Raw genomic sequence first — 19,861 nt, 5'->3', positions numbered from 1 at the left:
GGCAGGGTCCGCGTGGAACCCGGCCGATGCGGTGTCCCGCTCCCGCGCCGCTGATGATCCACGTCGCCGATGAAGGATGTTCCCGATGACCTCTGTCACTGCACAAGCCCTGGCCGACTTCGTCGCCGGCCTATACCGCAGCAACGGTGTTCCCGCTTCGGATGCGCAACTGGTCGCGGACACCCTGGTCACGGCCGATCTCTGGGGGCACTCCTCACATGGCGTCATGCGCGCGCCCTGGTACATCGACCGGCTGCGCAGCGGCGTCATGCGGCCGGTAACGGAGCCGCGCATGCTCGTCGATGCGGGCGCCATCTCCGTCCTCGATGCCGAAGATGGCGTCGGGCAGGTGATCGCCGCACGGGCCATGCTGGATGCGGTCCGCCGCGCCAAGGCGCACGGCGTCGGCGTCGTTTCCGTCCGGAATTCGAACCACCACGGTGCCCTTGGATATTTCACCCGCATGGCAGCCGCCGAAGGCTGCATCGGGATGCTCACCACCAACGGCAGCCCCGCCATGGCGCCCTGGGGCGGCCGGCGGAAGCTGGTGGGCAACAACCCGTGGTCCATCGCCGCGCCGGCCGGACGATATGCGCCGATGATGCTGGACATCGCCAATACGGTTGTCGCGCGCGGCAAGATCTTCCTGGCAAGGCAGAAGAACCAGCCAATTCCCGACCACTGGGCCATCGACGAGACGGGCGCCGCAACGACCGATCCCGTGGCGGCGCTCAGGGGCGTTATCCAGCCCATGGCGGAGCACAAGGGCTACGCCATCTCCGTGATGATGGACGTGCTCTCGGGCGTGCTGTCGGGCAGCGGTGTCCTCGACGAGGTTCACGGGCCCTATCAGGCGGAGAAACGAAGCCGCTGCGGCCATATGTTCCTGGCCCTCAACATCGCGGCCTTCGGACCCGACGGCGCCTTCGCGGAGCGGATGGAGCAGATGGTCGAGCGGATCAAGGCAGTGCCGCGGGTTCCGGGATGCGAGGAGGTTTTCTATCCGGGCGAGATCGAGGCGCGGAACGAGGAGCGGCATCGCCGGGAAGGCCTGAACCTTCCGGCGAAAACCCTTGCTGATCTCGCGCAGGTAGCCATGCGCATGAAGCTGCCGGTGCCGGATAGCTGGCCTGCAGCCCTTGTTAATGGTGAGGACGCCCGGTCGGGCAACGGATGAAGCGCGGCTTCCACGCCACGGAAGCCGCGCTCGGTGTCTATGCTTGCGGGGCTTGGAATTGCTCCCGCCGGCCGGAAGGTCTTGCAGTGACTGTGCGGCAGGGAAGCCTTCCCTGCCCTCCGCACGGCATCAGCGTTCCAGATCGATGATGCTGTTATACGTGTTCCACCGCTTCCTCACCAGACGATCCCGCTCATCGCAGCCATGCCAGTGGCCCGGTGACGATCTGCGGCATCAGCACCAGAAGAAACAGAACAACCAGCTGTGCGATCAGGAAGGGCATGACTCCCCTGATGACCGGCCCCATCTCCACTTTCGCAACGGCGCAGACCACGTTGAGCACCGATCCGACGGGAGGCGTCAGCAGTCCGATGGCATTGTTCATGATGAAGAGAACACCGAAATACACCGGGTCGATGCCGGCCGCGCGCACGGAAGGCATGAGCACGGGCGTCAGGATCAGGATGGTTGGAACGAAATCCAGCGCCGTGCCGACGATCACGACCAGAACCATGATGGCCAGCATCATGAGCCGGGGATCGCCGCTGAACGGTTCCAGCAAGCCCTGTACCTCGGACGGTATGTCGGCGATCGTGATCATGTATCCCGACAGCGATGCCGCCGCGACCAGAAACATCACCGCGGAGGAGGTGCGGACGGCCGACACCAGCACCTGCGGCAGGTCGCGCCAGTGCAATTCGCGGTACACGGCCATGCCGACGAACAGGGCATAAACGGCTGCCACCACGGCAGCCTCCGTCGGCGTAAACAGGCCGAAGCGCAATCCGCCGACGATGATCAGCGGCAGCGCCAGTGCCAGCAGCGCATCGCGCAGGGCCTTGCTTCGCTCCGGCCACGAGGCCCTCGGCAACAATGCTGCGGCTTCGTGGCGGGCGCAGAACCACCAGGCAACCGCCAGCGCCAGCCCCATCAGGATCCCAGGCACGATGCCGGCCAGGAACAGCGCCGTGATCGAGACGTTGCCTGCCACCCCGAACACGATGTAGCCGATGGATGGAGGAATAACCGGCGCGATGATGCCGCCCGCCGCCATCAGCCCGGACGCGCGCGGCACGTTGTAGCCGGCATCGCGCATCATCGGGATCAGCACGGCCGCCAGGGCAGCCGTATCCGCCACGGCCGATCCGGACACGGAGGCCAGAAAGATCGCCGCAACCACCGCGACGTAGCCGAGCCCGCCACGTACATGGCCGAGCAGCGAAGTTCCCAATCCCACCAGCCGGCGCGACAGGCCGCCGGCCGTCATCGCTTCGCCGGCCAGGATGAAGAACGGCACGGCCAGCAGCGCGAAGCTGTCGGCGCCGTTGATCATCTGCAATGCCAGCGCCTGGGGATCGAACGCGTCGAGTTGCAGCATCAGGATGATTGAGGAAAGGATCAGGGCGAAGGCGATCGGCAGGCCGAGAAACATTGCGCCGAGCAGCACGGCGGAGAACAGCAGCAATGTCATGCGCCGGGTTCCACCATCTCACCTTCATGGCTATGGACCGGCTCTAAGCCCCGCAGTGCGAGAATCAGATCGGCCAGGGCCAGCAGCGACAGGCCGATGCCGGACGCCACGGCCGACGCATAGGCCCAGCCCAGGGGCAGCCCCGAAACAGGCGAGGCATTGTCCATGTTGGTGACCGCCTGTGGCCAGGCGCCCCACAGGAAGATCGCGCAGACGCAGAGCGTCAGCCCGCTCGACACGGCGCGGCAGAGCAGCCGGCTGCGCCGTGGCAGCAACTGGACCAAGGTATCGAAGCCGAGATGCCCGGCACGCCGCAGTACCACTACGGCGCCGAGAAAGGTCAGCCACAGGAACAGGAAGCGGGACAGCTCCTCACTGGCGACGATGCCGTCATTGAACAGGTACCGCAGCACGACGTTGCCGAACACCATGGCGACCATGGCCGCCAGTGCCAGCGCCAGCAGCATCTCGATCCAGGTGAACAGGCCGTCTGCCGCCCGCCTCATACCCCAAGCTCCTCGATGGCGAAGACCCGGGCCGGGGCGCCATCGGCCGAAGGGATCTTCAGCGGCGCCGCCGAGAGCAGGCAACGCGTCTCGCGGAGCGACGCGGTGTTCACCAGATACTCGATCAACGTCACGCCCTGGCGCAGCAGCACATCATGCGTAACGTGCTGGTTGAAAGGTACCTCCACCCCATCGAGCAGCAGGCGGATCGGGTAATCCTGGGGAAAATCGAAGGCGACGGCGGTCGGCTCCCGTGCCGCGAGCCATTCCGCTGCCTGGCGGTTCAGCCAGGGCGCGTGGCGCCAGAATTCCGGCGTGTTGCTGTCCCGCTGCGTGTCCCATGCCGCCGCGAGCAACAGGATCTCGCCGGGCTGGCCACCAGGGTCGGCCGCCGCGAGCCGCTCCGGGCCGATTTCCTCCTCCGGCGCGACATCCGGCAGCCGCAGCACGCGGCAGCGCCCAACAACCCGATCGAGCGGGGTCTGCTCGATCGTGGGCGCATCGGCCAGAATGTGGGCCTGAGCGTCGACATGGGTGAAGCCGTGGCAGGTGGCGTCCAGCCGTGTCACGCGGAACTGGTCGCCGGCGGCGATATCCCCTGTGGCGGCCACCTGGGTGCGCCAGCGGAAATGAGGCGCGATCGGCATGGAAAGATCGATGATCCGCATGGTTCTGCCTCAGGCCGCCGCGTTGCCGATGGCGTCGGGCAGTTCGCTGCCGAAGCGTTCCACGAAATCCCGCCGCACCGGCTCGGCGACCATGGCGGCCATGGCGTCGCGGTCCGGGGCTTCGACAACCGCCATGCCGCGCTCCTTCAGCTCGGCCAGGGCCTGGGCGTCCGCGGCCTCGTTCATGGCGCGCTGCTGCGGGGTAATGCTGTTGGCAACCGCCATGACCGCCTCCTGCTGCGCTGCGGGCAGGGCTTCGAAGCGCCGCTTGCTCATGGCCAGGATGCCGGTCGTGTAGGCATGCCGCGTCAGGCTCAGGTGCTTCTGCACCTCCCAGAACCGCGCGTTGCGGATCAGGGTCGTGGGGTTCTCCTGCCCATCGACCGCCCCGGTTTCCAGCGCGGTGAACAATTCGGTGAAGGGCAGCGGGGCCGGGTTGGCGCCGAGGAGCTGAAAGGTCTTGATATGCGCCGGATTCGGCGTGGTGCGGATCTTCAGGCCGCGCAGGTCGGCCGGTCCCTGAACAGGTCGGCGGGAATTGGTGACGTTGCGGAAGCCGATGTCCCAGAATCCCAGCACATGCAGCCCATGCGGCTCGAGTTCTCCGCGCAGCCCGTCGCCGATGGCGCCATCCAGCACGGCCGTGACATGGCGGCGGTCGCGGAACAGGAATGGCAGATCCAGCGCATTCAGCCTCGGCGCCATGCCGGTGAAGAAGGGGTTGCCGGTCAGGGCGATGTCCAGGGCGCCGCTCCGGGCCGAGGCGATGATGGTCTGGTCGCTGCCGAGGACGCCGTTTCCAAAAATCTGGACGGTCACGGCGCCGCCTGTCCGCTCTTTCACCTGCTCGGCAAAGAGCCGGGCGGCGGTTTCCCAGCTGTCACTCGCGGGATGAGGGTGTGCGAACCGCAAGCGGATAGCTTGGGCATGGAGCGGCCGAGCGATGAACGGTGTTGTCAAAGCCGCGGCAATGGCTGCGCGCCGGGTGATTTCTGTCATGGCTGTTCTTTCTCGATCGGTTCATCGGCTGCCCGGCGTCTCCGTCCGGCTTGCCCGATTCCGCAACTATCCTCCTCCTGGCGCAGAAATGAAGCCGCCCTGGCCCGGTCGCTCCGCAAAGAGCGCTTCTTCCTCCGCCTTTTCACCCGGATCCGATACGCTCCGCTCTTCGCGAGCTGGGATGATCGTCCTGTTCCGGCCCTTCTTCCGGATCCAGCGCCGACGACGCTGCCGCACTGGGCTCAGCCGATGCTTCCGGGATAGTCTCGGCAGATGCCCCAGTCCTTCGCGCATCTTCGCCGTCTTGGACCGTCCGATGTGCCGCTCCTGCGAAAGCTGAATGCGCTGTTCGGCGCAGCGTTCGAAGACCCTGAGACATACGGTGCCCAGCCGCCAGTCGACACCTACCTCGAAGACCTGCTGGCGAAGGAGCATGTCATCGTCGTGGCGGCGCTGGCAGGCGAACAGGTCCTGGGAGGCCTCGTCGCCTATGAGCTCGACAAGTTCGAGAGGATGAGGCGGGAGATCTACATCTATGATCTCGCCGTCGATGCCGCATACCGGCGTCGGCACATCGCGACCGGCTTGATCGAGCATCTTCGGGAGATCGCGGCGCATCGCGGCGCCTGGGTCGTTTACGTCCAGGCTGATCACGGCGACGATCCGGCCATCGCGCTGTACGAGAGGCTGGGAAAGCGCGAGGACGTTCTGCATTTCGACATCGCGGTGGAGCCGAGGTCCCGCTAGCCCGGGCATCCATCCTGCATGCGACGGCGCGGGCGGATCCATGCCGTGGCTTGAGAAGGAGACATCGTCATGCGCCCGTTGTCCAGGGATCCCGTGGTTATCGTCGGCGCCGCGCGCACGCCGATCGGAAGCCTGCAGGGCGAGTTCAGAGATGTGACTGCTGCGCAGCTCGGAAGCACCGCGATCATGGCTGCCCTGTCAAGGGCAGGATTGGCGCCTGATCAGGTCGACGAGGTGGTGCTCGGCTGTGTGCTGTCCGCGGGCCAGGGACAGGCGCCCGCGCGGCAGGCCGCGCTGGGCGCCGGCCTTCCGCTCTCGGCCGGTGCGACCACGGTCAACAAGATGTGCGGCTCTGGCATGAAGGCGGCGATGATCGCGCATGACGCGCTTCTGGCCGGCTCGGCCGGGATCGTCGTCGCCGGCGGCATGGAGAGCATGAGCAACGCCCCCTATCTCGTGGATCGCGCGCGAGGAGGCTACCGGATGGGCCATGGCCGGCTCCTCGACCATATGTTCCTCGACGGACTCGAGGACGCGTATGACAGGGGGCGCCTGATGGGGAGCTTCGCGGAGGATTGCGCCGAGGCCTATGATCTGACGCGGGCGGCGCAGGATGCTTTCGCTGCTGCGTCCATCACCAAGGCCCGGAAGGCGATGGCGGAGGGCGCCTTCGCGGCGGAGGTCGCGCCGGTCACGGTGCGGACCGGCCAAGGCAACCACGTGGTCGCGGCCGATGAGCAGCCGCCGAAAGCCAGGCTCGAGAAGATCCCCGCGCTGAAGCCGGCCTTCCGCGATGGCGGCACCGTGACGGCGGCGAATTCCTCATCGATCTCCGATGGCGCGGCCGCGCTGGTCCTGATGCGTCGTTCCGAGGCTGACAGGCGAAACCTGGCTCCTCTCGCGACCATTGTTGGTCATTCCACCCATGCCCAGGCGCCCGGCCTGTTCACCACGGCGCCCACCGGCGCCATCCGCAAGCTGGCCGAGAGAACAGGATGGAGGCTAGAGGAGGTTGATCTGTTTGAGATCAACGAGGCCTTCGCCGTGGTGCCCATGGCGGCCATCCGCGACCTTTCGCTCCCCGAGGACAAGGTCAACCCGCATGGCGGAGCCTGCGCTCTCGGCCATCCGATCGGCGCATCGGGAGCCCGGGTGATGGTCACCCTGTTGTCGGCTCTCAGGCGGTACGGCCTCCGGCGGGGCATGGCATCGCTGTGCATCGGAGGCGGTGAGGCCACCGCGATCGCCATCGACATCGCCACCTGAAACAGAGCGGTCTCAGGAATGGTCCGGCAACAGGTTCCGTTTCCTGGCGCGGCGGGAGCGCGCTGCCGTTCGACCATGCGGCGCTGATCGCGTCAGGGCCGGCCACACCCGGCTGCTGTTCCGCTGGCTTCAGAATGCCGCCGGGCATCAGAGTTCAGCACAGCCCCGCACCGGCTGGATGATCCGCGCGTCGGCCTTGTCGCGCACCAGTGCCACGTTGCGCGCCGGCTTGGCGCAGACACAGCAGCGCATCTGGCCGGCCATGGCGCGCACCGTCACCGTGTCATGCGCCTCCACCACCTCGCACACCGGAATCAGGCGATTGGGTGGGCAACAGGGATCGGCACAGCGCGTTCGGATCTCCCAGCCCCGCCACCGCGCCAGCGGACTGTCGAGGGTGTCCACCAGGGTGACGCAGGGCAGCGATGGAGCAATCGGGAAAGCAGGTGTTGCGGACATGGCATGTGACCTCAGCGATCCCCCTGTGAGCCCCCTCCGGCAGGATCAGCTAACATCATGAACAAATCAGGAACAATAGCATTGCGCCATTTGGCCGCATCGTGATCTCTGCCCAACTCCGGCACCTCTGATGAAATCCCCGGCCTTCGGCAGCGTGCCGGTTGGAGGCCGGCCTCTCCAGAATCTTGATGGTGGTGCCGCAGGGGAAGGGACTTTGGCACGGCGTGCCGCGGAAGAGGCCCTTGCCCGCTCCAGCCGAGAAAGCACGGCAATCCGCGCGCCGGGGTGCTCGCCACCAGGCAGGCGGGCAATACGCAGGTCCCGTTCATCCCGTCCGTGCCCCATCCCCGGTGCTTTCTGCAGCTCCAGCCGCTTGAGGCCGGATGATCCGCCAACGCATTTCAAACCTCTTGACTGTGTCCAGTTTGAGATATAGTCCATGTGGAGACAAAGGAGGCCGGTCATGTCGGAGATCCTCACTGCTGCGCGCCGGCCCATTGCCCAAGGCCCTGAGCGCCTGGACCGCAGCCGGTTCCTGCCGGAAAACCGGAAGCGCTTGAGTGCGCCGGGGATGCGGACCTTTCTGGCCATCGCCGATCTCTGGGGCCTCGATGAAGGCCAAAGGCTCCTGATCCTGGGCTGCCCTGCCCGCTCGACCTTCCATAAATGGGCCAAGACCGCTCGGGAGCATGGCGAGTTCACTCTGGACGTGGACATTCTGACCCGGATCTCGGCCGTGCTTGGCATCCATCAGGCCCTTGGCGTTCTGTACGGCCAGGAGCGGGACGGGATTGCCTGGCTCAGGACTCCTCACCAAGCAACCATCTTCGGTGGCAGGCCCCCGCTCGACCTGGTGGCCAGCGGCACGCAGGACGGACTCATGACCGTCCGGCGCTTCCTCGACGCCGCGCGGGGCGGCATCTTCATGGAGGCGGTACCAGACCTGGACAGGGATTTCCGACCATACAGGGATGAGGACCTCGTCATCTCTTGAGCGACGTGTTCTCGGCGGCTCCGGCGCCCACCTACCGCCTGATTCCGTCGCGCTTTCCGCCGATCGGCCTCTTCGACACCGTGGCGACGGCCGCCGACGCCGAGAAGGTCATGGAACTCGCCGGATGGACCAACGACCGCCTGGTGGAGGAACGTCTGCGGCGGCTTCCGGAGGAGGAGTGGGTTTATGGGCAGCCGAACGCCAGCGTCGTGATGGCGACGTTCCTGCACGCCCCGGTGTCCGGGGCGCGCTTCAACGGCCCGGATCTGGGGGCCTGGTACGCTGCGGCCGCCTTGCCAACGGCAGCCTTCGAGGTCGCCCACCATCTGCGCCGGGAGGCCAGGGCGGCCGGCATGGCGGGCCTGACGCGCGATTATCGCACCTACACGGCCGAGCTCGCGGGCTCCTACCTGGACATCCGCCGCCAGCAGGCGCAGCGCCCCGCGGTTTACGCACCGGACAGCTACGCGGCATCACAGCTCCTGGGCGAGGGCATCCGCGCCTCGGGGGGTGCCGGCATCATCTACAACAGTGTCCGGCACCTTGGCGGCGTCAACATCGTTGCCCACCGACCGCGCAACATCCTGAAGGTCACCCAGGCCGACCATTGGCGCCTCACCGTTGATGCCGCGTCTTCCAGAGTCGCGATGGCGAGGCTGAAAGCGTCGTGATGGCCGCCGATCCACCAACCCGCGCATTCCCGATGACGGGATCCGCGTTGAGGCCAGCCCTCCCCCGCATTCCGCATCACCCGAATCGGCCATCGGGAGCGGCTTCGGGCAGCACCGGCGCCCCCGGGGTTCCGCCCTGACGCGCACCATGGCCGGACTTGCCAGGGCTGCGAACCTCCCGCGATGCGGCGAGCCCCTGCTCGACTGGCCGCAGGGCGAGCCAGGCCCCCACGAGCATGACCATCATGCCCAGCATGTCCGTGCCGGTGACGGTTTCGCCGAAGGCCAGCACCCCGAGGAGAACCGCGATGATCGGCGAGACGAAGGCATAGGCGCCGGCGCGCGAGGCGCCCCATTCGTGCACGAGCCGCAGATAGGCGGTGTAAGCCACCAGCGAGCCACACAGCACCAGGAAGCCCCAGCTGATCCAGGCCGCTCCGCCCCACTGGCCCGACAACGCCGCGACCGCCCCTGGCTCCAGCGCCAGCGCGCCGGCCAGCAACACGACGCCGCCCCCCAGGGTCGTGACGCCCGACACCAGCGCCGGCGGGTAAATGCGGAGCAAGGGGCGCGCCAGCACCGAGCCGAGGCTGTAGAAAAATGCGCTCAGCACGATCGCGCCGCCGCCGAGGAACCCCATTGCGGTCCCCGCCCCGCTTCGCCCGGGCTCACCATTCAGCGCCTGCGGGCCGAACAGCAGGAACAGCCCGGCAACCCCGAGAGCGACGCCCGCGGCTCGCGCCGGGCTGAACCGCTCCTCGCCCAGCAGCGCCGCGATGGCCAGCAAGGCGACCGGCATCAAGGCGAGGTCCAGAATGGCGGCAAGGCCGGAGCTGACGAACTGCGCGCCCCAGAACAGCAGGGCATAGGTGGCCGAGATCATGAGCAACGTGACCACCGCCAGCCGCGGAAGGTCGACGCGGGCGATCCGCCCCGCGATCCCCCGCCACCACAGGATGCATAGCAGGATGCCGCCCGCCGCCATGAAGCGCGTGCCGGCGAAGAAGACCGGCGGCACGCTTTCGATGCCGATCTTAACGGCCATCCAAGTGGCACCCCAGACCAGGCACATCACGACGAACAGGGCATGCAGCCAGGTCAGGGTCATGGCTTTGGCTCCGCGATCGGCCGGACGTAACGGCCTAAGATGTTTTTACCCATTACAAAACGCGGTCTTGCGGATGCGGTTGCCAGCCCTGATCTTGCTCGGCATGGAAAAGCACCTGTCCGTCGCCACGATGCGGATGCTGGGCGGTCATCCCGGCCTCGACCTCGCTAATACAGTGGATTGCCGGCACGGCCGGTTCGGCCCGGACCTGCTGACGAGCTATGTTGATCTGGTGGAGTGGGCACAACGGGCGGGCCTGCTCGGGGCCGGGGCAGCGGCACGGTTGCGCGAATGGTCAGCGCAACATCCCGAAGACGCTGAGGCGACGCTGCGCCGGGCGAAGGATCTGCGCGAAGCCCTGTACCGCGTGTTTTCCGCCTTGGCCTCGGGCGCAGAGCCTTCGTTGCCTGACCTGGAACGGATCGGGGATGAGGCGCGCCGGGCCCAGGCGCAGCGGCGGCTGGCGCGGACGGCATCCGGCTATGCCTGGATCTGGCCGAACGATGCCCCCGATGCCCTGGTCGGCCGGTTGGCCCATGATGCTGCGGAGTTGCTGACGACCCCCCGGCTCGGGCGGGTCAAGGAATGCTTCGGCCCGCATTGCGGCTGGCTGTTCCTGGACACCAGCCGCAACGGTTCGCGCCGGTGGTGCTCCGAGGAAGGGTGCGGCACCCGTATCCGCGTGGCACGTCATCGTGCCAGAACACGGCAGCATCCATCGGAAGCCGGGTGAGGCGCGGCTCGCCTGTCACGGTGCAGCACCGGGCGTCAATGGGGGGCTCCGCGCAGGCGGAGCCGTGACGGCGGAATTCCGGAACCTGCCGTCACCGATCGCTGTTCAGTGCCGCTCACCGGATGCGGCAACCGCCAGCACATGCAACGGGGTGCCCGGGAGTGCCACCTCCCGCTGCGGCGCCAGGGTCGCGGCATCCAGCACCAGAAGCCTCGACCGCATGGGATCGGTGATGGCCACCACCCCGCCGGCAGCCGACAAACGCGGCCGCGCGACCGCCGAGCCGCCTTCCAGCGAGTAGCGCTGCACCACCGCGGCGCTGGCCACGATCTTGCCGCTGAGCGTATCGATCCGGTGCAACTGGCCATCCTCCGTCAGCGCGAACAAAGCATCCGCCCGCTGAGGATCGAGCGTGAAGGCCACGCGGCGAGCCGGCAGATCCACCACGGCGAAATGCCCGGCATCGGGATCGAGGATCGTCACGGCTTCCGGCCCGAAATCACCGACGAACAAGTGGTAATTGGCGCCGCCGATCAGGTTCCGCACCATGCGGCCGTTTTCCGTTCCGGCCGGATACGGCACCTTTCGAAATTCCTGCGTGCGCGTGTTGAGCAGCAGGACACCATTGCCGCAGCCCAGGCCGATGATCCGCCCGGACGTGGCCTCACCATGCAACATGGGGCAATCATCGTTGCGGACGAGTTCTTTGGCTTCCTCGTCCAGCAACACCACGCCGCCGGGCCGCGCCCCCGCGGCGGCGGCGTGGCTCACCATCAGGCGCGCGCCGGCCGCGGAGCGGAAGGGATAAGCCAGCCCGTGATGCGGCACATTGGCACGAAGGGTGGCGGTTGATCCCCCGCCCACTACCACCACCGAACCGTCGCCATCGAAGAAGCTGGCCAGCCTTCCGTCGCCGCCCAGGACATGCGAGGGCTTCGGACCCTGCGCAACAGCGGGAATGAGGCGCGGCGCGGACAATTTCAGGTCGCTGTGATCGCCATGGCTCTCCACGGTCACGCCAAGGTCTACCACGTCCACCCGGCCAGCCTGGCCCTGGGCCATGGAAACCTGGCCTGGTGCCGCGGCATGGCGCAGCCCACCGGGCGAGCCGGTGTTGAAGCGACTCAGCACCTCGCCTGTCATCAGATCCACGACCGAGACGGTGCCGACGGTGTGGTCGGTCACGGCGGCACGAACAGCATGCAGAGTTTGCGCCTGCACAGCCCCGGCCACCATGAAGGCCGCCAGTGTCGTGGAAAGCAATCGGCTGCAGTGCATAAACCTGCTCCCAAGGTTACGTTATAACATCCTAGTACGATGGTCCTCCGGGTCTTGCAAGATTGTGGTTTCTTTGCCGTGTCGCCGGTCAGCAAGCCAGACGACCTGCCCGCCGGCCAGCGGAGCGAACCATCCAGTGCCGCCAGCGCTCTGCTTTATGGCGGCCTCCGGCGGATGCGGAGCGGCTTGGGAGGCACCATGCCGAGCCAGAGATGCCTCCCTCCCGAGGGCCAGCCCGAGGGCTCAGCCCCCGACGACCTCCAGCGGCCCATGGTCGTCACAATGGTCGCCATGCTGGTGGTGCAAACGCCCATCCACCAGGTAGTCGATGTGGTCGCCATGCGGCACGGCCTCATGCCCGCAACCGGGACCGTGGACGTGGCCGGCGTCGTGTCCGGTGCAGCCCTCGCCACCCGTGCAGCGGTCCGGATTGCGCTGGCTGACCTCGATCACGTGCTCGTCCACGTGATCGACGTGCGGATGATGCAGATGGCCATCATGCAGGTAATCCACATGACCGTTGTGGCGCACGGCGGTGTGGCCGCAATCCGGCCCGTGCTCATGGTCGTGATGCTCGTGATGCGGCGCGGTGCAGTGGCTCAAGGTCCGATCTCCAAAGTCAGTGATGATGTTCATCGGCATGCTGGATAGCGTTCTCGACCATGTTCAGCACATGGGCATCGGCGATGGAGTAGATGGCGTTCTTGCCTTCCTTGCGCCGCCGTACGAGCCGGGCCTGCAGCAGCACCTGCAGCCGCGCGGAAACGGTGCCGATCCGGTCGCCTTCCGCTTCAGCCAGTTCCCCGACGCTGCGCTCCTGCAGAGCCAGGAGAACCAGCGTCTGCAGCCGGGCGGGGTCGGACAGGGCTTTGAACATGCCGGCAGCCGCATCGAGGTGGGCTCGATCAACCTGCATCCCATATCTTCCAACACTCCAACGCACTATAGAATGATAGACCGTACAGGCCCGCCTCGTCAATGATTCTGCCGCATCGGGCAATCCCCTGCCGTCGTGCCAGAACACCGGATCGCAGCCGACAACCCTCCGGTGCGTTGCAGAGCCACGGAGCGCCGGCCGGCGGGCTGCCGCCTGGCTTCTGGCGTTCCATGGCTCTCGGGAGGAATGACCATGTACGTGGTGATCAGGAAGGCGAAGCTGGCGGGCGACCAGGCGGAATTGGCCCGGCGGCTGAGGGAGCACACCATACCGCCGACCCATGGCGGAACCGGTCTGAAAGGCTATTGCGGCTTCGTCAGCGAAGCCGGCAGTGTTGTCCTGGCCGGCATCTTCGACGGCCGGGAGGCCGCAAAGGCGGTCCGGGGCCGCGTGGAGCCATGGATCAGGGCCAAGATGAGCGACCTGATGCCGGATGAGCCTGACATCCTGGGCGGAGAGCTGGTGTTCCACGAGGTCGTTCAACCGCAGGAGCAGCAGCGCGACCGGCAGCCCTCCCTCTTTGCCATGGTCCGCACCTACCATGGGTTACCGGGGCAAACCGAGACGATGCATTCGCTGGTGAGCGAACACACGCTCCCTGCCCTGATGCAGGGCCCTGGCTTCCGCGGCTTCTATGCCTTCCGCGACGAGGACGACCCCAACCGCGCGATTTCCCTGACCTTGTTCAACAACCGGGAGGATGCCCTGCATTCCCATGCGCAGGTCGTCGGGATCATGCGCGGCAATCTGGGCGAACTGGCCTATGAGAATCCCGAGATGGAGGGGGGCGAGACCATCCTTCTGGCCGTTCCGTAGCCGCCAGGGACCATGCTGGGGCACCGGGTTCCGGCAGGGGGCCAGCACTCGCCGCATCCGGGACAACCATGCTCCATGGAGCGTCCGGCGGACCTGAGCGGACGACCGGCAGGAGATCAGCATGGCATCCACCTGCCGACATCCAGCAAGAGGATGCTGGACCCTTGTGGCCGAGCGGCACGGCGTGAATGAGCTTCGCCATGACGAACAGCCGGGGAGGGCCTCGCCTTCTGCCCGCCTCACGCCGATGTGAATTCGGAGCCGGTGACACGGCCGCACCGTCATCCCGCAAGCATCCAACCGTCGCCGATACGTCATCTTGAACTGCCAACGTCCCGCCCCTCTGTCGAGATCAGCCGGGGATCAGAATGGTCGGGAACAATGTCAGCAACCTGCGGGTTGCCACCTTCAACGCATCGCTGAACCGCGCAGCGGAAGGCGAATTGCTGAGCGACCTGGCAACGGGAGCCGACCCGCAAGCCCGCACCGTGGCCGAGATCATCCAGCGCAGCGCGCCTGACATTCTCCTGATCAACGAATTCGACTACGTCGCCGACGATGCGGCACTGAACCGCTTCCGCGACAACTATCTCGCCGCGGGCCAGAACACGTTGGGACTGCAGGATGGCGGCGGCCTGCCCGTGGACTACCCGTACGGCTTCACCGCGCCGTCCAACACCGGCCTCGCATCCGGCTTCGACCTCAACAATGACGGCGCCGCGGTCAGCATCCCCGGCACACCGGGCTATGGCGACGACGCGCTGGGCTTTGGCAACTACCCCGGCCAGTACGGCATGGCGATCTACAGCAAGTACCCCATCCTGCAAGATCAGGTCCGCACCTTTCAGAATTTCCTTTGGAAGGACATGCCGGATGCGCGCCTTCCCGACGACGCTTCAACGCCGAAGCCCGGCGATTTCTACTCGGCCGACGAACTCGCGGTTCTGCCGCTGTCGTCCAAGACCCACTGGGACATCCCGGTCCTGGTCGACGGAAAGGTGGTGCACATCATCGTCGCGCATCCTACGCCGCCGACCTTCGACGGCAACGAGGACCGGAACGGACTGCGCAACGCCGACGAGATCCGGTTGCTCCGCGACTATGTCACGCCCGGCGCCGGGGACTACATCTATGACGACCAAGGCCTGCGCGGCGGCCTGGAGGAAGGCGCGCGCTTCGTCATCATGGGTGACATGAACGCCGATCCCCGTGACGGCGACAGCGTCGACCTGGCCATCAACCAATTGCTGGGCAGCGCGGCCATCGAAGCTGACTTGGTGCCGGAAAGCGAAGGCGCGGCCGAAGCCGCGGAACTTCAGGGCGGTGCAAACGACGGGCATGATGGCGACCCGGCGCAAGACACCGCCGATTTCGCCGACAACGCGCCGGGCAATCTGCGGGCCGACTACGTGTTGCCGTCCGCCGCGGGGCTGGCGCCGGTCGAAAGCCAGGTGTTCTGGCCCACGGCCGCGGATCCGCTCTTTCCGCTGGCCGGGAACTACGATCCGGCCCTGCCGCCAACCGGCTTCCCGGCTTCCGACCACCGCCTCGTCTCGATGGACCTGTCACTGGAGCCGGGCCGCTTCAACACCCTGGACGGCACGGCGCCCGAGGTCGTGGCCCATCGCGGCGCCAGTGCCTCGCGCCCGGAGCATACGCTGGAGGCCTACCGGGTGGCGATCGAGCAGGGTGCCGACCTGATCGAACCCGATCTGGTGCTGACCAAGGACGGCCATCTGATCGACCGCCACGAGCCGATGCTGAGCGGCACCACCGACATCGCCGATCATCCGGAGTTCGCCGCACGGCGCACCACCAAGATCCTCGAGGGCGAGACGGTGACCGACTGGTTCGCCGAGGACTTCACCCTGGCCGAAATCAAGACGCTCTGGGCACGGGAGCGCATCCCCGAGATCCGTCCCGACAGTGCCGAGTTCGATAACCAGTTCCGCATCCCGACCTTGGTGGAGGTGATCGACCTGGTGAAGCAGGTCGAGGACGAGACCGGCCGGCAGGTCGGCATCATTCCCGAACTGAAGCACCCGACCTATTTCGAGTATGAAGGCCGTCACCAGGATGGCAGCCGGATCGGCGTGGATACCAGCCGCCTGCTCATCGAGACATTGACGGAACAGGATTTCACCGATCCGTCGCGGGTCCTGGTCCAGTCCTTCGAGATCGCGAACCTGATCGAGCTGCAGACGGAGATCATGCCCGAGGCCGGCATCGACCTGCCCCTGGTGCAGCTCACCTATGATGCGTACCAGCCGGACGTGGCGTTTCATCTGGACCCGGACAACCTGCCGAAAGGTGCCGATCCCAGCCTCTACGCGCTGCTGGATTTCCCGCTTCGATCAGACAGCGCGCCGAATGGCGGCGAGAGCGACCTCTATTCGGCAGAGGCCCTGCGAGCGATGGCCGAACTTTATGCCGATGTTCTGAGCCCCTGGGACCGCGACGTGCTGCCCTCGAAACCGCTTGAGGTGCCGGTGGACGGCGACGGCGATGGACAGGCCGAGATCACCCGCATCCTGACCGGGGAGGTGGTGGATCTGGCGGCGCGAGCGCATGCGGCAGGCATGGAGTTCGTGCCCTACACCCTCCGGACCGAGGAAGCCTTCCAGTCGCTGAACGCGGATGGCACAACCCGCCGGCCGGTGGAGGAATTCCTGACATTCTTCTCACTCGGGGCCGACAAGGTGTTCACCGACAGCCCGGATGTGGGCCGACAGATCGTGGACCAGCTGGCGGCCGGCGATGGTGCCATCGCCGCCGCCAACGCCACGGGCGGAAACGACATCTGGGTCTACGAGGCCGCCGCGCTGACATCCGCCAAGGCCAGCAGCGGCGTCGACACGGCCCTGTTTGCGGGAAGTGGGCGCATCGTGTTGCCGGACGGCATCGAAAACATCGAGCTGCGAGGCGAAAACGACGTCACCATCATCGGCAATGACCGGGGCAATCATGTTACCGGCAACGCAGGCAACAACATCGTGGTGGCTGGCGCCGGGGCGGATCACGTCTTCGGCGGCGACGGCTATGATGCCGTGCTGTTCTCCGACAGGATGGACGCCTATTGCATCTTGGTGAAGGATGGCGAGGCAACCGTGACCGAGAAGGCGACGGGCATGACCGACCGCTTGAATGGCGTGGAGAGCCTGCTGTTCCTGGATGGCCAGCGCCAGATCGGCTGCGGGGGAGGCGACTGGATCGGTTCCTGATCGCCACGGCGACAGAACCGGCCCGGCAGTGCCGGCTGCATGATGGGGGCGGGAGCGACCGGCACTATGCCACGGGCCGGTCCATTTCCTGTAAGCTGTTCTTGCTAGCCCGAGAGGCGCGCCCGGCCCGATGCCGGGCGCGGCTGAGCCGCCAGGAGACGCCAGCATGGCCCGCACGCCCCGATCCGCATCGCCGCGCAAGAAAGCCGGTCAGGGTTCGCCGGATGAGGAAGCGTTGCGGCGCTTCATCCGGACCCGCGGCAGCGAGTATCTGCGTCGGCCGAATGTCACGTCCATCGGGATCGGCCACAAGGTCAAGGGCGGGCGGGACACGGGGCAGCTTGCCATCCAGTTCACGGTGGGGCGCAAGCTGGAGCCGCAGCGCCTCGAGGCCGAAGGACTTCCCCCACTCCCCTCCAACATCGTCATCGAGGGCCTCGAGATCCCGACCGACGTGCTGGAGCGCCGGTTCCGTCCGAGCTGGGAGCTGGTCGAGCCGGAGCAGCTGACGAAGGATCTCCGCAAGCAGCGGCTGGATCCGGTACGGCCCGGCTGCTCCATCGCGCATGAGCGCGAAACCGCCGGAACCCTCGGCGCCATCGTCTATGATCTGCATGACGGTGCCGCCCTGGGGCTTTCCAATTGGCACGTGCTCCAGGGGCCGAACGGCAGCATCGGAGACGCCGTGCTGCAGCCCGGCCCGTTCGATGACAACCGGACCGAGCGGAACCGGGTCGGTTCGCTGCTCCGCAGCCATCTCGGCGCCGCAGGGGATTGCGCTGTGGTCCGGCTGGAGGAGCGCGGCGCGGCCTCGGAGATCATCGGACTGGGCGTGACACCGAGGCGTGTTGCCCGCGCGGCACTGGGGGATGCGGTGGTCAAGTCGGGCCGTACCACCGGGATCACCCATGGTCGCGTCACCCGTATTGAGGTCATGGTGCGGCTCGATTATGGCGGATCGGTCGGCCTGCGGGAGATCGGTGGCTTCGAGATCGGACCGGACAAGAGCCGCCCGACGCCGGAGGGCGAGATCAGCCGCGGCGGGGATTCCGGCGCCGCCTGGATGGCGAGCGATGCGCAAGGCAGGGCGACCGACATTATGCTCGGCCTGCACTTCGCCGGCGAGAGCGAGGGCGAGACGGGAGAGCACGCCATCGCCTGCCAGGCCCATGCCGCGCTGGAAAAGCTGGATGCGCGGCTGGAACCGCCCGCTCCCGAGATGGTGCGCCAGGCGCGAGGCGAAGGCTTCGATACCGGCTTCCTGCAGGACATCGTGCCGCTCCCGGAGGCGCGCGGTGCCCGGCGCGAGGATGTGCTGGTACTGAAGAACGGGGAAACGGTGGTGCACCACACGCATTTCTCGCTGTCGATGAGCCGGTCGCGCAAGCTGGCGCTGTGGGTGGCCTGGAACATCGATGGCCGGGCGCTGAAGGGTTTCGGCCGCAAAGGCCTGGATTTCCGGATCGATCCCGAGGTCGGCGTCGAGAACCAGCTCGGCGACGAACTTTACGCCGGCAACCGGCTGGATCGCGGGCATCTGGCCCGGCGGGCGGATCTCGTCTGGGGGCCGGATGCCGAGGCCCGCCAGGCCAACCGGGACTCCTTCTACTTCACCAACATCACGCCGCAGCATCAAGTATTTAACCAGAGTGGTGCGGGCGGCCTCTGGGGAGAACTGGAGGAGGCCATCATGGAGGAAGCGGAGATCGAGAGGCTGCGTCTTTCCGTGATGGCCGGTCCCCTGCTCGAGGAGGACGATCCCGTGTACCGCGATGCCAGGATCCCGCGTGCCTTCTGGAAGATCGTCGCCTATCGCGATGCCGATGATGGCGACCGGCTGACAGCCCGCGCCTTCATCATGACGCAGGAGAACTTGCTGGACCGGATCGAGACCTTGGAGCTGGATCCCTTCCGGCTGTTCCGCGTCCCTGTCACCGAGGTGGAGCGGCGCACAAGCCTGGATTTCGGCACCTTGAGGCTGGCCGACGCGAGCAGGACGTCACCGAGTACCCAGTATCGTCGCCGTGAGAGGCATGCCGCCGCCGTTCTGGAGGTCCGAAGCCGCATCGGCATCACGATGTGACGGTCGGCGGAGGCTTGCCTCCAATCCGGTGCCGATGGGGCCGGATGGGCGCCTCAAGGCGCGGCCTGCCGGGACCAAGGGTCCGAGCCGCGGTTGATCCGGATCGATGGGGCGCTGGCGCAGCGCGTGCCACCATCCGGATCGAGGAGGGCTAGGTTGTTTCGTGCGTCAGCCTCGCTTCTCGTCGCACTGGCGGCCCCGCATCGACCGCTTTCCTCGTCTCGCCGATGCCCCGATCTCCTCGGATCGGGGTTGGCAGAGAACAAGAACCGCTCCCGCTGCGTACAGCGCCTCACGCAGACCCGGTTCTGCCGCGAGGATGCGGACTCCGGCTCCCCGCTGCTCAAGCACCGCCAAGGACAGCTCCGAGATGCAGCGGTCTGCAGCCAGTTCATCGTTGAAAAGCACGACGAGCAGCGACTCGCTCCATTCTGCGGCAAGGCAGGAGGTCGGGTAGCCGGAGGCTGCAGGAGGAAAGGAGGCGGGAGAGGAGATGTGCATGGCGGCCGCCTGTTAGCACCGGACGAAGCTTCGCAGGATGACGTTTTGAATGTGCCGGGCCCGGCCCCACAGCGAGCGCAGATTGGAGGCGACTTGGTCACGCCAGAAGCCGATTCCGGTGCGCCGCAGAAAGCAAGTCATCGGCCTTCTTGATCACGGGCGGCTTGAAGCCATGCGATGGCGGCCATGGCGCGCCGCCGACGCGGCAGGAAGGGGGTGCGGCGAT

General features: G+C 66.7%; 19 protein-coding genes. 9 read left to right on the top strand and 10 right to left on the bottom strand.

Annotated features, from left to right (window positions below; genetic code table 11):
- Positions 1 to 85 precede the first annotated feature (85 nt).
- Entirely contained in the window at positions 86 to 1,177 is a 1,092-nt protein-coding gene (locus D2K64_RS15715; protein WP_120009329.1) for an Ldh family oxidoreductase, read from the top strand.
- A gap of 193 nt (positions 1,178 to 1,370) precedes the next feature.
- Here D2K64_RS15715 and D2K64_RS15710 read toward each other — a convergent pair whose 3' ends face one another.
- From D2K64_RS15710 to D2K64_RS15695, 4 genes are read right to left on the bottom strand one after another with little or no spacing between them, the layout of a single operon-like run.
- Positions 1,371 to 2,648, bottom strand: a complete 1,278-nt coding sequence (locus tag D2K64_RS15710) for a TRAP transporter large permease (RefSeq protein ID WP_120009328.1) — start codon at positions 2,646 to 2,648, stop codon at positions 1,371 to 1,373.
- Positions 2,645 to 3,154: a TRAP transporter small permease gene (locus D2K64_RS15705; RefSeq protein WP_120009327.1), complete on the bottom strand. Its 510-nt coding sequence runs from the start codon at positions 3,152 to 3,154 to the stop codon at positions 2,645 to 2,647. The genes D2K64_RS15710 and D2K64_RS15705 overlap by 4 nt, the downstream gene beginning before the upstream one ends.
- Positions 3,151 to 3,801 (bottom strand): cyclase family protein, encoded by a 651-nt coding sequence (locus D2K64_RS15700; RefSeq protein WP_202910691.1) that lies wholly within the window; start codon positions 3,799 to 3,801, stop codon positions 3,151 to 3,153. The genes D2K64_RS15705 and D2K64_RS15700 overlap by 4 nt, the downstream gene beginning before the upstream one ends.
- Positions 3,802 to 3,831: 30 nt before the next feature.
- Complete coding sequence (locus tag D2K64_RS15695; RefSeq protein WP_120009325.1) at positions 3,832 to 4,821, bottom strand: TRAP transporter substrate-binding protein; 990 nt, start codon at positions 4,819 to 4,821, stop codon at positions 3,832 to 3,834.
- A gap of 273 nt (positions 4,822 to 5,094) precedes the next feature.
- On the opposite strand from D2K64_RS15695, the gene D2K64_RS15690 reads away from it, so the two are divergent.
- Positions 5,095 to 5,568: an AAC(3)-I family aminoglycoside N-acetyltransferase gene (locus D2K64_RS15690; RefSeq protein ID WP_120009324.1), complete on the top strand. Its 474-nt coding sequence runs from the start codon at positions 5,095 to 5,097 to the stop codon at positions 5,566 to 5,568.
- Between the two features lie 69 nt (positions 5,569 to 5,637).
- Entirely contained in the window at positions 5,638 to 6,834 is a 1,197-nt protein-coding gene (locus D2K64_RS15685) for an acetyl-CoA C-acyltransferase (protein ID WP_202910689.1), read from the top strand.
- Positions 6,835 to 6,981: 147 nt separating this feature from the next.
- Here the strand turns inward: D2K64_RS15685 and D2K64_RS15680 are convergent, their stop codons facing one another.
- Entirely contained in the window at positions 6,982 to 7,293 is a 312-nt protein-coding gene (locus D2K64_RS15680; RefSeq protein WP_120009323.1) for a hypothetical protein, read from the bottom strand.
- A gap of 463 nt (positions 7,294 to 7,756) precedes the next feature.
- Between D2K64_RS15680 and D2K64_RS15675 the strand changes: the two genes are divergently transcribed.
- Both D2K64_RS15675 and D2K64_RS15670 read left to right on the top strand, forming a co-directional pair.
- Positions 7,757 to 8,287, top strand: a complete 531-nt coding sequence (locus D2K64_RS15675) for an MbcA/ParS/Xre antitoxin family protein (RefSeq protein WP_120009322.1) — start codon at positions 7,757 to 7,759, stop codon at positions 8,285 to 8,287.
- 5 nt (positions 8,288 to 8,292) lie between these two features.
- Positions 8,293 to 8,958 carry an RES family NAD+ phosphorylase gene (locus D2K64_RS15670; protein WP_238384225.1) on the top strand — a complete coding sequence of 222 codons (666 nt, stop codon included), beginning with the start codon at positions 8,293 to 8,295 and terminating at the stop codon, positions 8,956 to 8,958.
- 76 nt (positions 8,959 to 9,034) lie between these two features.
- On the opposite strand, the gene D2K64_RS15665 is transcribed toward D2K64_RS15670, so the two are convergent.
- A complete protein-coding gene (locus tag D2K64_RS15665) occupies positions 9,035 to 10,066 on the bottom strand; it encodes a DMT family transporter (protein WP_120009320.1) in 1,032 nt (343 codons plus the stop codon).
- Between D2K64_RS15665 and D2K64_RS15660 the strand changes: the two genes are divergently transcribed.
- A complete protein-coding gene (locus D2K64_RS15660; protein ID WP_162306200.1) occupies positions 10,065 to 10,799 on the top strand; it encodes a CGNR zinc finger domain-containing protein in 735 nt (244 codons plus the stop codon). The two genes, D2K64_RS15665 and D2K64_RS15660, sit on opposite strands and share 2 nt — an antisense overlap.
- A gap of 105 nt (positions 10,800 to 10,904) precedes the next feature.
- Here D2K64_RS15660 and D2K64_RS15655 read toward each other — a convergent pair whose 3' ends face one another.
- The 3 genes from D2K64_RS15655 to D2K64_RS25110 form a co-directional block, all read right to left on the bottom strand.
- A complete protein-coding gene (locus tag D2K64_RS15655; protein ID WP_157985880.1) occupies positions 10,905 to 12,062 on the bottom strand; it encodes a hypothetical protein in 1,158 nt (385 codons plus the stop codon).
- 258 nt (positions 12,063 to 12,320) lie between these two features.
- Positions 12,321 to 12,680 carry a hypothetical protein gene (locus tag D2K64_RS25115; protein ID WP_202910688.1) on the bottom strand — a complete coding sequence of 120 codons (360 nt, stop codon included), beginning with the start codon at positions 12,678 to 12,680 and terminating at the stop codon, positions 12,321 to 12,323.
- Positions 12,681 to 12,696: 16 nt separating this feature from the next.
- Positions 12,697 to 12,993, bottom strand: coding sequence for an ArsR/SmtB family transcription factor (locus D2K64_RS25110; RefSeq protein WP_202910687.1), 297 nt, complete (start codon positions 12,991 to 12,993; stop codon positions 12,697 to 12,699).
- A gap of 213 nt (positions 12,994 to 13,206) precedes the next feature.
- On the opposite strand from D2K64_RS25110, the gene D2K64_RS15645 reads away from it, so the two are divergent.
- The 3 genes from D2K64_RS15645 to D2K64_RS15635 all read left to right on the top strand — a co-directional run bounded on the left by D2K64_RS15645 (position 13,207) and on the right by D2K64_RS15635 (position 19,134).
- Positions 13,207 to 13,830, top strand: coding sequence for an antibiotic biosynthesis monooxygenase (locus D2K64_RS15645; protein ID WP_120009317.1), 624 nt, complete (start codon positions 13,207 to 13,209; stop codon positions 13,828 to 13,830).
- A 368-nt stretch (positions 13,831 to 14,198) separates the two neighbouring features.
- The gene (locus tag D2K64_RS15640) at positions 14,199 to 17,051 is read left to right on the top strand and encodes a glycerophosphodiester phosphodiesterase family protein (RefSeq protein WP_120009316.1); all 2,853 of its coding nucleotides are present in this window, start codon (positions 14,199 to 14,201) and stop codon (positions 17,049 to 17,051) included.
- A 166-nt stretch (positions 17,052 to 17,217) separates the two neighbouring features.
- Entirely contained in the window at positions 17,218 to 19,134 is a 1,917-nt protein-coding gene (locus tag D2K64_RS15635; RefSeq protein ID WP_120009315.1) for a DNA/RNA non-specific endonuclease, read from the top strand.
- A gap of 168 nt (positions 19,135 to 19,302) precedes the next feature.
- Here D2K64_RS15635 and D2K64_RS24460 read toward each other — a convergent pair whose 3' ends face one another.
- Positions 19,303 to 19,635: a hypothetical protein gene (locus D2K64_RS24460; protein WP_157985878.1), complete on the bottom strand. Its 333-nt coding sequence runs from the start codon at positions 19,633 to 19,635 to the stop codon at positions 19,303 to 19,305.
- Positions 19,636 to 19,861 lie beyond the last annotated feature (226 nt).

The organism is Teichococcus vastitatis (assembly GCF_003604215.1).
In the GTDB taxonomy this organism is placed as follows: Bacteria; Pseudomonadota; Alphaproteobacteria; order Acetobacterales; family Acetobacteraceae; genus Pseudoroseomonas; species Pseudoroseomonas vastitatis.
This window is presented reverse-complemented; position numbering and strand designations above follow the sequence as displayed.